Source organism: Streptomyces sp. NPDC051677 (assembly GCF_044453465.1).
Lineage (GTDB): Bacteria > Actinomycetota > Actinomycetes > Streptomycetales > Streptomycetaceae > Streptomyces.
On record NZ_JBITCT010000105.1, the window covers coordinates 1 to 13,799 of the forward strand.

A 13,799-nucleotide genomic window follows, 5' to 3' on the forward strand; every position below is an offset into this window, starting at 1 on the left:
TTCCCTTTCCGGCGGTTCCGACTCTATCAGATCCTTTCGGTCCTGATTCCCAGTCAGCGGGGGCTTGTCTTCGCGGCCGCTGGGCCGTTCCGACGTCTCAAACCTTAGCGGATCCGCTCGGTAGTTCCTAATCGAGCTACCGGCTCCGAATCGAATTGAATTCGGGCACGCCGAATTCAATCCCGTTGGGAGATCGTGCTGAAGATTTGAGGTGCCGCTTCTGCGGCGGAGTGCTGTCGAAGAACCGTTACGGCTCCTCGGCAACCCGAAGAACTTTACTCACCCTGCATGGGGGTGTCAACCACCCCTGTCAAGATCTTTTAATCGAGGTCGCTGAGTCGGCCGCCGGCGTCCGGCTGGGCGTGCTCCACCCTCCGCAGGAGTCTGGTGAGGACCTCGCCCAAGGCCGTGCGCTCCTCCGCGGAGAGGTCCTGGAGGAGGTCGCCCTCGAAGACCGTCGCCATGCGCATCGCCTCCAGCCACTTCTCCCGGCCCTCGGGCGTCAGCTCCACGATCACCCGAACCCGGTTGGACTCGTCCCTCTCGCGAGTCACCAGTCCCTCGGAGACCATGCGGTCGATCCGGTGGGTCATCGCGGCCGGCGTCAGGCCGAGGCGCTTGGCCAGGTCGCTGGGACCCAGACGGTAGGGGGCGCCGGAGAGGACGAGGGCCTTGAGCACCTCCCACTCGGCGTTGCTGATGCCGAGGTCGGCGGTCTGGCGGCCGTAGGCGACGTTCATCCGGCGGTTGAGGCGGGACAGCGCCGAGACGATCTTCTCGACCTGGGGGTCGAGGTCCTGGAACTCGCGCTGGTAGGCGGCGATCTGCTCTTCCAGGGTCGGCTCAGCGGTGCCGGAGGTGTCGGCCATGGCCGCAGTATCGCACGCGGCGACTTTGCCTTGAAGTCCTTCGGAATATAATCTTTAGCTTCGAAGTTTAGCTTTGAAGTCTTCAGATCTAACTAGTGAGAGAGGTGAACGTGACCAGGGCCAAGGGCGCAGCGATGCGCCGGATCCACGTGGGCAACGCACTCAGCGCGTTCGGGCTCGGCTTCACCGTCCCCTACCTGTACGTCTATGTGGCGCAGGTGCGGGGGCTGGGGGCCATGACGGCGGGGCTCGTCCTCACGGTGTTCGCCGTGGCCGCGCTGATCGTGCTGCCGTTCGCCGGTCGGGCGATCGTGCGGCGCGGTCCACTGCCGGTCCTGCTGGCCGCCCTGGTCACCGCCGCCCTGGGTGCGCTGAGCCTGGGGCTCGCGGGGAACGCCACGGCTGTACTGGGGGCCGCGGTGGCGCTCGGGGCCGGGCAGGCGGTGATGCAGCCTGCGCTGGCGACGATGATCGTGGACTGCTCTACCGCGGAGACCCGGTCGCGGGCGTTCGCGATGCAGTTCTTCCTGCAGAACCTCGGGCTCGGCGTGGGCGGACTGATCGGCGGGCATCTCGTCGACACCACGCGGGTCTCCTCCTTCACGCTGCTGTTCGCCATCGAGGCGGCGATGTTCCTGCTGCTGGCCGTGGTGATGTCGACCGTGCGTCTGCCGCACGCTCCGCGTCTCGGGGACGCCCCGCAGTCCGCCAAGGGGAGCTGGAAGCAGCTGCTCGGCAACCGGGCCATGGTGCAGCTGTCCGTGCTGGGCTTCGTGCTGTTCTTCGCCTGCTACGGGCAGTTCGAGTCGGGGCTGAGCGCGTACGGGGTCGAGGCCGCCGGGATCTCGACGTCCGCCCTCGGGACCGCTCTCGCCGCGAACACCGCGGTGATCGTGGTCGCGCAGTTCGCCGTGCTGAAGTTCGTCGAGCGGCAGAAGCGGTCGCGGGTGATCGCAGCCGTGGGGCTGCTCTGGGCCGTGGCGTGGGTCGTGGCCGGGTACGCCGGGCTCGGGCACGGCAGTCAGGCGATGGCGACGGCCGCGTTCGTGTCGACGTACGCGCTGTTCGGGCTGGGTGAGGCGATGCTGTCGCCGACGATCGCGCCGCTGGTGGCCGATCTGGCGCCGGAGGGGATGGCCGGGCAGTACAACTCGGCGTTCGCCCTGGTGAAGCAGCTCGCGCTGGCCGTCGGTCCGGCGGTGGGCGGGCCGATGGGGGCCTCGCTGCACGCGCCGTACATCGTGACGTTCCTGCTGTTCTCGCTGGGGATCACCTACCTCGCGCTGCGGCTGGGGCGGCAGCTGACCGCCGTCCAGGATCAGCCGTGGCTGGTGCGCAAGCGGGTGGTCGCGCGGGGTGGGGCCGCTGTGGAGCCGGTGGGCGCCGAGGCCTGAGGTCCGGGCTGGAGGCGGCCGTCGTTCTTGGGACGACGGCCGCCTTTTGCGTGCTCAGCTCGTGTGGTCAGCGGACCGCTGTCACCAGGGTTGCCGTGAAGGGGAAGGTCGTCGTGTCCTCGGGGAGGTGGGTGCGGATCGTGGCGGCGGCTTCGGTGAGGGCTTGTTCGCCGAGGGTGTCGGCGATCGTCCGTCCCCAGGGGATCGAGGAGAGGTGGCCGCGGACGTAGTCCTCCAGAGGGGGGAGGGTGATCGTGAAGGTCAGGCGGCGGCTGGTCGTGTCGCGGAACCCCGCGCGGGCGAGGGCGGCGGTCAGGCGGTCCGCGGTGGCGAAGGCCGCTCTGAAGCCCGCGGCCGCCTCCGGGGTGTCGTACTGCTCGACCGCGCGCCGCTGGGCCACGAAGTACGGGGAGTCGTCCAGGTGGGACCAGACCGTGGCGGCGAAGCGGCCTGCGGGGCGGGTGACACGGGCTGTTTCGCGCAGTGCCGCGTCGAGATCGGGGAAGAACTGGGCGCCCTGCTGGCAGAGGACGGCGTCGAAGGTCGCGTCGGGGTAGGGGAGGTCGTCGGCGGGGGCGGGGGTGAACTCGATGTCCGGGTAGAGGCGGGGGTGGCACGCTTCGGCGATCTTGAGCATGCCCTCGCTGAGGTCCGCGCCGGCGACCCGGCCGGTGGGGCCCGCCTGGGCGGCTGCGGCACGGGCCGCGAAGCCGGTGCCGCAGGCGAGGTCGAGGACGGTGGCGCCGGGGTAGAGGTCCGCGGCGTCCACGAGTGCGGTGACGAAGGGCGCCATGAGGGGCGCGACGTAGTGTTCGTAGCGCTCGGGGGCGCTTCCCTTGAGGTGAAAGCCCGTTGCGTCTGCCATGGGGAGCTACTAGCACCGGGGGGCGGGTTCGCCTAGGTGCCGCGCGCGAGGGAACGGGTGTTCTGGTCCCCTCTCGGCCTCATCTCGGTCGACGCCAGTCGGTGCCAGTCAGTGCCAGCGGATCTCATTCGGTCGGCTTCGGCAGGACGAACTCGCACCACACCGCCTTCCCGCCGCCCGGGGTGCGTCTGCTGCCCCAGTTGGAGGCGATCGTGGCGACGATGGCGATGCCGCGGCCGGACTCGTCGCCCGGTTCCGCGCGGCGGCGGCGCGGGAGGTGGTCGTCGCCGTCGGTGACCTCGATGATCAGGCGGCGGTCGGTGCGGCGCAGCCGTAGCCGCATGGGCGGGGTGCCGTGCTGGAGGGAGTTGGCGACGAGTTCGCTGGCGGCGAGGACGCCGAGGTCGTGCAGGTCGGCCGGGAAGCGCCAGCTGGTGAGGACGCCGGAGGCGAAGGCACGCGCGCGTGGGGCCGCTTCGACGCCGCCGAGGAGCTCCAGGGCCGCGTTGCGGAACAGCTCGCTGTCGGGGCCGGTGCGGGCGGGATGCTGGAGGACGAGGACGGCGACGTCGTCGTCGTGGTCGGCGGTGACGCCGGCCGAGCGGACCAGGCGGTCGCAGACGACCTGGGGGGTGCCGGTGGCGCCGGACAGGGCGCGCGCAAGGGAGGCGATGCCCTCGTCCAGATCTTCGTTCCTGCGTTCGACCAGGCCGTCCGTGTAGAGGACGGCCGTCGAGCCGGGGCCGAGGGGGATCGAGCCGGAGGCGTGCATCCAGCCGCCGGTGCCCAGGGGCGGGCCGGTGGGCTCGTCGGCACGATGGACGGTGCCGCTCTCGTCGCGGACCAGGATGGGCAGGTGGCCTGCGGAGGCGTACACCAGCCGGCCCTCGTTCGGGTCGTGGATGGCGTAGACGCAGGTGGCGATCTGGTTGGCGTCGATCTCCGTGGCGAGGCCGTCGAGGAGCTGGAGGACCTCGTGCGGGGGCAGGTCGAGGCGGGCGTACGCGCGGACGGCCGTGCGGAGCTGGCCCATGACCGCTGCCGCGCGGACGCCGCGGCCCATCACGTCGCCGATGACCAGCGCCGTGCGGCCGCCGCCGAGGGTGATGACGTCGTACCAGTCGCCGCCGACGGCGGCCTCGGTGCCGCCGGGCTGGTAGGTGGCGGCGATCCGCAGGTCGTCGGGCTCTTCGAGCTCCTGGGGGAGGAGGGAGCGCTGGAGGGTGACGGCGGTCTCGCGCTGGCGGCGTTCGCTGGCTCTGAGGCGTTCGGCGGCCTCGGCGTGGTCGGTGACGTCGGTGGCGAAGATCAGGACGGTGCCCTTGCCGTTGTCCTCGGCGGCCGGGGTGCAGGTGAACGTGTAGTGGCGGCCGTCGGGGGCCTTGCGGGACTTCAGGGTGCGGGGCTTGCCGCTGCGCAGGGCCTGGTCGAGGAGGGGCATGAGGCCGAGGTCGCGGAGTTCGGGCAGGGCCTCGGCGGCGGGTTCGCCGCAGGGGCGGGCGCCGAAGGCCGCCGTGTAGGCGTCGTTGACGTAGGCGAGGCGGTGGTCGGGGCCGTGGACGAGGGCGACGAGCGCCGGGACGCGGTCGAGGACCTCACGGACCGGGAGTTCGTCGACGGCGGGCACGGGGGGCGGCTCGTCGGTGAGTTGTTCGGCGCGGGCCGCGGGTACGGAGCCTTCGCTCCGCCGGTCCGTGGTGGTGACCGGGTGCTCGGCTCGCGCGGCGGCGCGGCGCTGCGTTCCGGGGAGCCGGGCGCTCCAGCGCGTGAAGTTCACGAATCCTTGCCTCGTGTAGTCGTCGTCGGCCGGCTCCGGGCCCGGCCTGGGCTGCGGGGGCCGCGCGGCGGTGGCCGCGCAGTGTTACAGCGCCCGGGAGGTGGAGCACGGGGGAACAGCCTCGTGGGTTCGGGGGGCTATGAGCAGGGAGCAGTCTGGCAGTGTGGCCGCCGTCCGGGCCGACAATCGTCAGACGTGGGGGCGGCCGGTGGAGTTCCTGGATCGGTCAGGACGACCCCTTCGGGTCGCCGGAAGACTCGTCAGAAGGCTTTCCACCGGCAGCCAGTTCGAACTCCGCGCGGGGATGTTCGAGGGATCCGAGGGAGACGATCTCTCGTTTGAAGAGCCCTGAGAGGGTCCATTCGGCGAGCACGCGTGCCTTGCGGTTGAAGGTGGGCACGCGGCTGAGGTGGTACGCGCGGTGCATGAACCAGGCCGGGTAGCCCTTGAGCTTGCGCCCGTAGACGTGGGCGACGCCCTTGTGGAGGCCGAGCGAGGCGACCGAGCCGACGTACTTGTGCGCGTATGTCTCCAGAGGCTCGCCGCGCAGGGAGTGCGCGATGTTGTCGGCGAGGACCCTGGCCTGGCGGACGGCGTGCTGGGCGTTGGGGGCGGTCTCCATGCCGGGCTCGCCCGCCGTGACGTCGGGGACGGCCGCGGCGTCTCCGGCCGCCCACGCGTGCGTGGCGCCGTCGATGGTGAGCTCGGGGGTGCATTTCAGCCGACCTCGTTCGGTGAGCGGGAGGTCGGTGGCGGCGAGGAGCGGGTGGGGTTTGACGCCGGCGGTCCACACGACCGTCCGGGTCGGGAAGCGGGCGCCGTCGCTGAGGACGGCGACGCGGTCGGCGCAGGAGTCCAGCCGGGTGTTCAGGCGGACGTCGATGTTGCGGCGGCGCAGCTCAGTGACGGTGTAGCGGCCCATGTCGGCGCCGACCTCGGGCAGGACCCGGTCGGAGGCCTCGACGAGGATCCACTTCATGTCCTCGGGCTTGACGTTGTGGTAGTAGCGCGTGGTGTAGCGGGCCATGTCCTCCAGCTCGCCGAGCGCCTCGACGCCCGCGAAGCCACCGCCGACGAAGACGAAGGTGAGGGCGGCGTCGCGGATCGCGGGGTCGCGGGTGGAGGAGGCGATGTCCATCTGTTCGATGACGTGGTTGCGCAGCCCGATGGCCTCCTCGACGGACTTGAATCCGATGGCGTAGTCGGCGAGCCCCGGGATGGGCAGCGTGCGGGAGATCGAGCCGGGTGCGAGGACGAGTTCGTCGTACGGCAGCTGCTGGGGGCCGGTCCCCTCCTCGTCGGTGGCGAGGGTGGTGAGGGTGGCAGTGCGTTTGGCGTGGTCGACGGCGGTGACCTCGCCGACGAGGACCCGGCAGTGCGGCAGGACGCGGCGCAGGGGCACGACGACGTGCCGGGGGGAGATGGCGCCCGCTGCGGCCTCGGGGAGGAAGGGCTGGTAGGTCATGTACGGGTCGGGTGTGACGACCGTGATCTCGGCTTCGCCCCTGCCGAGTTCCCGTTTCAGCTTCTGCTGGAGCCGCAGGGCCGTGTACATCCCGACGTAGCCACCGCCGACAACGAGAATGCGCGCACGTTCCTTCACCATCCCATGACGCACCCGTCGCTGGAGTTTGTCCACAGCCTCGACAATTTGTGTGACCGCGAGTCGGGCGGGCGCGGGGTTGGCCGAAACACCGAAGTACCGGGCAGGAGTGCAGGTCAGCGGGTGTGCGCCGGGGTGCGGGAAGGGGTGCAATCGGGACGTATACGACCCGTACTCCGATCGGGGGGCGCTCCGTGCGGAACCTGCCCCTTCTGAATTGACTCCCTCTCAACTATGTTCGTGAGTCGACGGGGTGTCAGGGGGAAGCGCTCTGCGGGTCTGCGACGGGCGGGCCCGGGGTGGCCGTCCCCTGTTCCGCATCCCGGCTTTCGATGGCGGGGAGAGTCTCCGGGGGGAGACGTCATTACCGGGGGATCATTCATGCACATTCAGAACTCGCATTGGTCGTCCGCACCAGCCCTCGCATCCGGCGGCACGGTCGGTGCGGTCGGTGCGGCGATGGGAAACGGACGCGGGGACGGCGCGCGGTCAGCGCCGCTTCGCGTGGATGCACAGCGCAATCTTGAGCACGTACTGCGGGCGGCGCGCGAGGTGTTCGGCGAGCTGGGGTACGGCGCGCCGATGGAGGACGTGGCGCGGCGCGCGCGGGTCGGCGTCGGCACGGTGTACCGGCGGTTCCCGAGCAAGGACGTCCTGGTGCGGCGGATAGCCGAGGAGGAGACCTCCCGGCTGACCGACCAGGCGCGGGCTGCGCTCGGCCAGGAGGACGAGCCGTGGTCGGCGCTGTCGCGCTTCCTGCGGACGTCCGTGGCGTCCGGCGCGGGGCGGCTGCTGCCGCCGCAGGTGCTGCGCGTCGGGGTCTCCGAGGACGGCGTCGAGACTGCGTCGGCCGACGGGGCGCGGGTGCCGCAGCAGCGGACCCAGTCGGGCGGTGGCGAGCTGCGGCTCGTCGCTGACGACGGCAGTACGGCCGCCGTCGACGACGCCGGGGCGGCGGCGCTGCTCGAGGTCGTGGGCCGGCTCGTGGAGCGGGCGCGGGAGGCGGGCGAACTGCGCGCCGACGTGTCGGTGTCGGACGTGCTGCTGGTCATCGCGACGGCGGCGCCTTCGTTGCCGGACCCGGCCCAGCAGGCGGCGGCCTCGGCGCGGCTGCTGGACATCCTGCTGGAGGGTCTGCGGTCGCGGTCTGCTTGAGTCGGCTCTCTGGAGTCCAGTTCTCTGAAGTCGGGGTCCTCTGGAGTCAGGGTCCTCTGGAGTCAGGGTTCTCTTGACTCGTAAGGGTGACAGGGGGTGGGGGTGCCATGCGGGCCCTCACCCCGACCCTCACCACCCTTGTCCGCCCTGTTGGACATATGGGGCATTTGGGGCGCGCTTCTCAACTCCTGCCCGACGCACGAGAGTTGAACCTTCCCCGTTCGGGTGAAACCTAGTACTGGATTGCGACAAGTCCCCACGGACGAGTGGCAGGGCCGTCCCACGGGGTTCTGACCAAAAGCCAATATGGCACTCTGACTCGGTGGTCGGGACTGGTAGGGCAGGCGGCGGGGGCTTTCCGCGATGAGCGTTGACGGTCGGGACGAGTCACTCGGTTCACCCCAGGTGCCGAGCCAGGGCGGACGCGCGAGCGGCCCGGCGCCCACTCCGCCCGCCGCCCCGACGGAGAGCACTGTCCCGACACAGCGCGAAGGACGGACCGAGGGCATCCTGCCGCCGCCGCGAAACCTGCCGCCGGCCGACACCGATCTGATCGACCGGATGCGCTCGGGCGACGACTCGGCGTACGAGGAGCTGTACCGGCGTCACGCCGACGCCGTGCGCCGCTACGCCCGCACCTGCTGCCGGGACGCGCACACCGCCGACGACCTCACCGCCGAGGTCTTCGCCCGCATGCTCCAGGCGGTGCGCGGCGGCTCCGGACCCGAGTACGCCGTCCGCGCCTACCTCCTCACCTCCGTCCGCCGCGTCGCCGCGGGCTGGACGCGATCGGCGAAGCGAGAGCAACTCGTCGACGACTTCGCGGTGTTCGCCGCACAGTCCGCCCGCTCCTCCGACGTCGCCGACGACACCGCGTCCATCGGCTCCTTCGGAGCGGGCCTGGACCTGGGCGCCGACGTGCACGCGATGCACGAGGCCGAGCAGTCCATGGCCATGCAGGCCTTCCGCTCGCTGCCCGAGCGCTGGCAGGCGGTGCTGTGGCACACCGAGGTCGAGGACGAGTCGCCGAGCGAGGTCGCCACGCTCTTCGGCCTCGACGCCAACGGCACGCGCGTGCTCGCCAGCCGCGCCCGCGAGGGCCTCAAGCAGGCCTATCTCCAGGCCCATGTCAGCGCCACCCTCACCAGCGACGAGGAGTGCGCCCGCTACGCCGACCAGCTCGGCACCTACGCCCGCCGCCGGCTGCGCACCCGCGCGGAACGAGGGCTGCGCAAGCATCTGGAGGAGTGCGCCAAGTGCCGGCTGGCCGCCCTGCAGATCGAGGAGGTCGCCAGCAGCATCCCCGCCGTCGTGCCGGTCGCGGTCATCGGCTGGTTCGGCGCCGCCGGGTACGCCAAGGCGGTCGCGCTCATCGCCGGGAGCGCCGGGGCGGGCGCTGCGGGCGCGGCCGCCGCGGCGAGCGGCTCCTCGGGCGGGACGGGCGCCGGGAGCGGTGCGCTGGCCTCGGAGGGGCTGGGCGCGCCGGTGAAGGCCGGCATCGCCGCCGGTGTGGTCGCGGTGGCGGCCGCCGCCGTGGCCCTCGCGCTCGTCGGCAACGGCAGTCCTGCCAAGCACCCCGAGGCCAAGCCCCCGGCGTCCGCACCGGTGCCGGTCGCACGGCCGCAGGAGCCGACCCCCACCCCGACGCCGGCACAGGAGCGCGAGCCGGACCCTCCGGCGATCGTCCCGGCGGCGGCCCCTACGCCGGCCCCGAGCCCCAGGCCTACGCCCACCCCGACGCCGACTCCCACACCGCCGCCCGCCCGCATCCTCACCCCGACGCCGACGCCGACGCCGACGCCCACCCCGACCCCCACACCCACGCCTCCGCCGCCCGCGCCGGTCGTCTACCGGCTGAGCGAGCTGTCCTTCGACGTCTCCGGCGACGGGACCGGGCCCGAGATCCGGCTCGGCGGCAGCAGCTGGGTGTGGCAGCGCTACGGCGGGCTGTCCATCGGGGACCGGCAGTACGGGCTCGGGGTGACCGTGCACGGCGACTCCTCCGTGACCGTCGACCTCAACCGGGAGTGTGCCTCCTACGACGCGCTCGTCGGCGTCGACGACCTGACGATGAAGCTCGGCAAGGTCTCCTTCTCCGTCTACGGCGACGGCGCCCGGCTCTGGTCGTCCGGGGTGATCAAGGGCGGCGACCCGGCCGTGCCCGTCCATGTGAACCTCACCGGCCGCGCGACCGTGCGCCTGGTGGTCGAGCCGCACAGCACCTTCGACACGGTGGCGCTCGCGGACTGGGCCGAGTCCACGTTCACGTGCTCGTAGCGCACTACAGGGCCGCCGTGCCCGCTGTGTCCGGCGGCGGCGGGGCGGGGTGGTCGCGCGCGGCTTGGGTGAGCTCGTGGAGGGCGTCGGTCACCGTCATGGACGTGCCGCGGGTGCGCTCGGCCACGTAGCGCTCGGCGCCCAGGACCTCGCGGATCGCGGCCTCGGCCCGCTCGGCCCGGGTGTGCTCCGGGGTGGGGCGCGGGTGGGGGCCGCGCAGAGCGTCGGCGGCCGCGAGGAGTCGGGCCGCGCGCGGGAGGTCCCCGAGGCGGGCCAGCAGGTCCGCCCCGCCGTCCACGATCAACGAGGTAACCGCCTCGGCGCACCCGTCGGCCACCGCCCGGCGCAGCGTGTCGGCGAGCCTCGGCAGACCGTGCTCGGGGCCGGACTCGGCGGCCGTGAGGTCCGCGTCCAGCAGTCTCAGCGCAGCCGCGAACTGGGGTGGCGGTGTGCCCTTCCCGGCCGCCGCATGGGCCCGGTCGCAGAGCTCGCGCGCATGGGTGACCTGCCCCTCGTACAGCGCGATGTGGGCGCGCAGCAGCAGGACGAACGCCCGGACGTCCGGCACGCCGTGGCGGTCGGCGGCGTTGTCCGCCTCGTCCAGTGCGGCGAGGGCGCCGTCGACGTCGCCCGAGCGGTAGGCGATCTCCGCGAGCCGGGCGATGAGGAACGGCGACTCCGTGTACGCCCCGACCTCGTAGGCGAGCCGCAGCGCCTCGCGGTACTCGCGCTCCGCCTCCGCGAAGCGGCTGCGCGCCATCTCCGCCTCGCCGGCCGCGCTGCACACCTGCGCCCGCATCCAGCGGTCGCCGACGCGCAGGCTGAGCGTCCGCAGCTCCGCCAGGTCGTCGTCGACGCCGTGCAGTCCGCCGGGCGAGTCGACGACCGTGTGCGTGCGGAACATCAGGGTGCAGCCGAGCTCCCAGTCGCCGCCGTAGGCACGGCAGTTGGCGACGGCCGCGTCCAGGATGCTCCGGACGTCCACGGTGTCGCGCATCTGGAAGGCCGTCAGCGGCCAGATCAGGCCGGGCATCAGGGCCGCCTGTGGGCCGCCCGGCTCGTAGTCGGCGCGCAGGCGGACGAGGTATTCCCGGTAGCGCGAGTCCGCCCCGACGTCCTTCGGCTCGGACTCCGACAACAGGAACAGGTGCAGCATCCGCAGGTTCATGCGCTGCCGGTACCGGCTGTGGCCGTCCGCCCCGGGCGCGGGTGGAGTCGTTTCGAGGAAGGCTTCGACGGGGTCGACGGCGGCCATGCGGGCGGTGAGGTCGGCGGGGACGGTGAGGGAGCGGCAGGTGAGGGTGGCAGCAGGGTCGAGGGCGGGAGCGGGGGCGCCGGCCGAAGCGTTGTCCGTCCGGGAGGGCTGGAGCGTGTCCAGGACCGCGCCCAGGCGCAGGGTGCGGTCGGTCCACTCGGCGCCCTCGTGACGGTGGTTGCGCAGCCACCAGAACCAGCCCGCGGCGAGGCAGAGGGCGGCGGCCTCCTCCTCGTCGCCTGCCATGAGCGCGCGATGGAGGCCCACGCGGATGTTGTCCACCTCGGTCTCCAGGCGGGAGATCCAGGGGAGTTGCTCGGCGGAGCGCAGCAGGGGATCGGCTCGCTCGACGAACGCGCGCACCCACGCGCGGTGTCGCCGTTCGGCCGCCGCGCGGGACTGCGGGGACTCGGCGGCGCGTTCGGTGGCGTACTCGTGGATGGTCTCCAGCATGCGGTAGCGCATGCCGTCACCGCCGCCGTTCTCGCCTGGGGCCGCCACGACCAGGGACTTGTCGACGAGCGCTCCCACGAGGTCCGCGACGGGGCCGGTGCACACGGCCTCCGCCGCCTCCAGGTCCCAGCCGCCCGCGAACACGGACAGCTCGCGCAGCAGTGTGCGCTCGGGTTCGTCGAGCAGGTCCCAGGACCAGTCGACGACGGCCCGCAGGGTCTGCTGGCGGGGCAGGACCGTGCGGCTGCCCGAGGTGAGGAGGCGGAAGCGGTCGTCGAGGCGGTCGGCGATCTGGCGCGGGGTGAGCAGCCGGAGACGGGCGGCGGCCAGCTCGATGGCGAGCGGCAGCCCGTCCAGCCGGCGGCAGATCTCCGCGATCGCCTCCTGGTCCCGGTCTTGCAGCGCGGCGACAGCGTCGGGGCGGGCGGCGGCCGCGCGGTCGGTGAAGAGGCGGTGCGCCTGGTCGGGGAGGAGGGGCTCGACCGGGCGCACCGACTCACCGGGGACGCCCAGGGGTTCACGGCTGGTGGCGAGGATCGTGAGCCCGGGGCAGCGGGTGAGGAGGGTCTCGGCGAGGGCGGCAGCCGCGCCGATGACATGTTCGCAGTTGTCAAGGATCAGGAGTTGGCTGCGCGACGCGCAGTACTCGACGAGCAGGGCGACCGGGTCGTCCTGCGGGGTCGCCAGTTCGGTGGTCAACAGGACGGTCTCGCGCAGACCGAGGGCACTGACCACCGCGCCCGGCACCGCCTCCGGCCGGTCGAGCGGCGCCAGCTCGGCCAGCCACGCCTGCGGGAGCCCGGCGGCGGCTTCCTCGGCGAGACGGGTCTTTCCGGAGCCGCCCGGTCCGGTGAGCGTGACGAGACGGGCCCTGTGCAATTCGGAACGGATGGCGGCGAGCTCGGGTTCCCGGCCCACGAAAGAGGTAAGCCGCGGACGGATGTTGCCGGTGCGTTCGGGAAGTTGGAAGGGCGCGAGGGGGGCGAGGGGGGTGCGGGAGGCTGGGGGGTGGGTCGGTGCCGGGCGGTGCAGGAGTTCGGTGTGCAGGGCGCGCAGGTGGGGGCCCGGGTCGGCGCCGAGGCCGTCGGCGAGGGTGCGGCGGGCGGTCTCGTACGCGGCGAGGGCGTCGGCGTCGCGGCCGGTGTCGCGCAGGGCGACGATGAGGAGGGCGTGCAGCGGCTCGTCGTAGGGGTGCGCGGCGGTCAGTTCCGTCAGCCGCGGGACGGCCTCGCGGGCGCGGCCCAGAAGGAGGTCCGCCTCGGCGCGGGCGCGGGTGGCTTCCAGGTGGAGGGCCTCGGGGCGGGCGGCCGCGGTGCGGTCGGGGAGGTCGGCGAGGGCGGGGCCGCGCCACAGGGCGAGGGCGGCGTCGAGGGTGCGGGCGGCGGAGGAGGCGTCGCCCTGCCGCAGGACCTCGGCGCCCTGGCGTACGAGCCGCTCGAAGACGAAGAGGTCCACGTCGTCCTCGATCGCGGCAAGGCGGTATCCCTCCGGGGCGGAGGTGACGGTGTCTTTGCCGACGGCACGGCGGAGACGGCCGATCAGGGCCTGGAGGGCGGCGGTGGCGTCCTGCGGCGGGGTGTCGGCCCAGACCTCGTCGATGAGGGTTTCCGGGGCGGTGGGGCGGCCTGGGCGGAGGGCCAGGGCGGTGAGAAGGGTGCGGAGGCGGGGGCCGGGGATGGGTACGACGTTGCCCTGGTCGTCCTCTGTCTGGGTGACGCCCAGGATTCTGTACCGCACCTGTTCATTGTCACCGGGGGACGGAGTGGAGGCACCGGGTTTCGGGGCGGGCGGTCGTGCGGCGGGGTGGGGGCGCGGGGTCGGTCCCCGGGGTGGGGCGCTGGGTCGGTCCCCGGGGTCGGTGCCCCGGGCGGTGCCGCGGGGTCGGTGCCCCGGGTAAGGGCGCGAGGTCGGTGCCCCGTTGGGTGCCCGCGGACAGCCCCCCAGGTGGGTACAGCCGGGTCCGTTTCGCGTGCCCCGGTGAGTGCCCGCGGTCGACGCCCCAGGTGGGCACAGCCGGGGCGGTTGCGCGTGCCCCGGTGAGTGCCCGCGGACAGCCCCCCCGTTATGTTCTTCGCGGTCCTGCAACGGGGCCGCTGGCCTCCGGGCCCGGCATGACTGTGTCCCCCTGTCGAAGGCATGACCTGGGGGGTG

The 13,799-nt window shown here is 72.7% G+C and carries 8 protein-coding genes; 3 read left to right on the plus strand and 5 right to left on the minus strand.

The features are described from left to right. Positions 1-320: 320 nt before the first annotated feature. The gene (locus ACIBAF_RS48065; protein ID WP_399472987.1) at positions 321-869 is read right to left on the minus strand and encodes a MarR family winged helix-turn-helix transcriptional regulator; all 549 of its coding nucleotides are present in this window, start codon (positions 867-869) and stop codon (positions 321-323) included. A gap of 110 nt (positions 870-979) precedes the next feature. Between ACIBAF_RS48065 and ACIBAF_RS48070 the strand changes: the two genes are divergently transcribed. Continuing rightward, the gene (locus ACIBAF_RS48070; RefSeq protein ID WP_399472989.1) at positions 980-2,263 is read left to right on the plus strand and encodes an MFS transporter; all 1,284 of its coding nucleotides are present in this window, start codon (positions 980-982) and stop codon (positions 2,261-2,263) included. Between the two features lie 67 nt (positions 2,264-2,330). Here the strand turns inward: ACIBAF_RS48070 and ACIBAF_RS48075 are convergent, their stop codons facing one another. The 3 genes from ACIBAF_RS48075 to ACIBAF_RS48085 form a co-directional block, all read right to left on the minus strand. After that, on the minus strand, positions 2,331-3,128 hold the full coding sequence (locus ACIBAF_RS48075) for a class I SAM-dependent methyltransferase (protein ID WP_399472991.1): 798 nt from the start codon (positions 3,126-3,128) through the stop codon (positions 2,331-2,333). A 124-nt stretch (positions 3,129-3,252) separates the two neighbouring features. Next, the gene (locus ACIBAF_RS48080; protein ID WP_399472993.1) at positions 3,253-4,905 is read right to left on the minus strand and encodes a SpoIIE family protein phosphatase; all 1,653 of its coding nucleotides are present in this window, start codon (positions 4,903-4,905) and stop codon (positions 3,253-3,255) included. Between the two features lie 226 nt (positions 4,906-5,131). Then, positions 5,132-6,511, minus strand: a complete 1,380-nt coding sequence (locus ACIBAF_RS48085; RefSeq protein WP_399472995.1) for an NAD(P)/FAD-dependent oxidoreductase — start codon at positions 6,509-6,511, stop codon at positions 5,132-5,134. A 378-nt stretch (positions 6,512-6,889) separates the two neighbouring features. Between ACIBAF_RS48085 and ACIBAF_RS48090 the strand changes: the two genes are divergently transcribed. Together ACIBAF_RS48090 and ACIBAF_RS48095 are read left to right on the plus strand one after the other, a co-directional pair. Continuing rightward, positions 6,890-7,663, plus strand: a complete 774-nt coding sequence (locus tag ACIBAF_RS48090) for a TetR/AcrR family transcriptional regulator (RefSeq protein WP_399472997.1) — start codon at positions 6,890-6,892, stop codon at positions 7,661-7,663. A gap of 363 nt (positions 7,664-8,026) precedes the next feature. Then, positions 8,027-9,940: a sigma-70 family RNA polymerase sigma factor gene (locus ACIBAF_RS48095; RefSeq protein WP_399472999.1), complete on the plus strand. Its 1,914-nt coding sequence runs from the start codon at positions 8,027-8,029 to the stop codon at positions 9,938-9,940. Positions 9,941-9,944: 4 nt separating this feature from the next. On the opposite strand, the gene ACIBAF_RS48100 is transcribed toward ACIBAF_RS48095, so the two are convergent. Continuing rightward, positions 9,945-13,385 (minus strand): BTAD domain-containing putative transcriptional regulator, encoded by a 3,441-nt coding sequence (locus ACIBAF_RS48100; RefSeq protein ID WP_399473002.1) that lies wholly within the window; start codon positions 13,383-13,385, stop codon positions 9,945-9,947. Positions 13,386-13,799: the final 414 nt, after the last annotated feature.

What these genes read in the sequence shown, in the direction of transcription:
- ACIBAF_RS48085 (WP_399472995.1), bottom strand. Translation starts at nt 6,511, where the DNA reads ATGGTGAAGGAACGTGCGCGCATTCTCGTTGTCGGCGGTGGCTACGTC.
- ACIBAF_RS48065 (WP_399472987.1), bottom strand. Translation starts at nt 869, where the DNA reads ATGGCCGACACCTCCGGCACCGCTGAGCCGACCCTGGAAGAGCAGATC.
- ACIBAF_RS48090 (WP_399472997.1), top strand. Translation starts at nt 6,890, where the DNA reads ATGCACATTCAGAACTCGCATTGGTCGTCCGCACCAGCCCTCGCATCC.
- ACIBAF_RS48075 (WP_399472991.1), bottom strand. Translation starts at nt 3,128, where the DNA reads ATGGCAGACGCAACGGGCTTTCACCTCAAGGGAAGCGCCCCCGAGCGC.
- ACIBAF_RS48095 (WP_399472999.1), top strand. Translation starts at nt 8,027, where the DNA reads ATGAGCGTTGACGGTCGGGACGAGTCACTCGGTTCACCCCAGGTGCCG.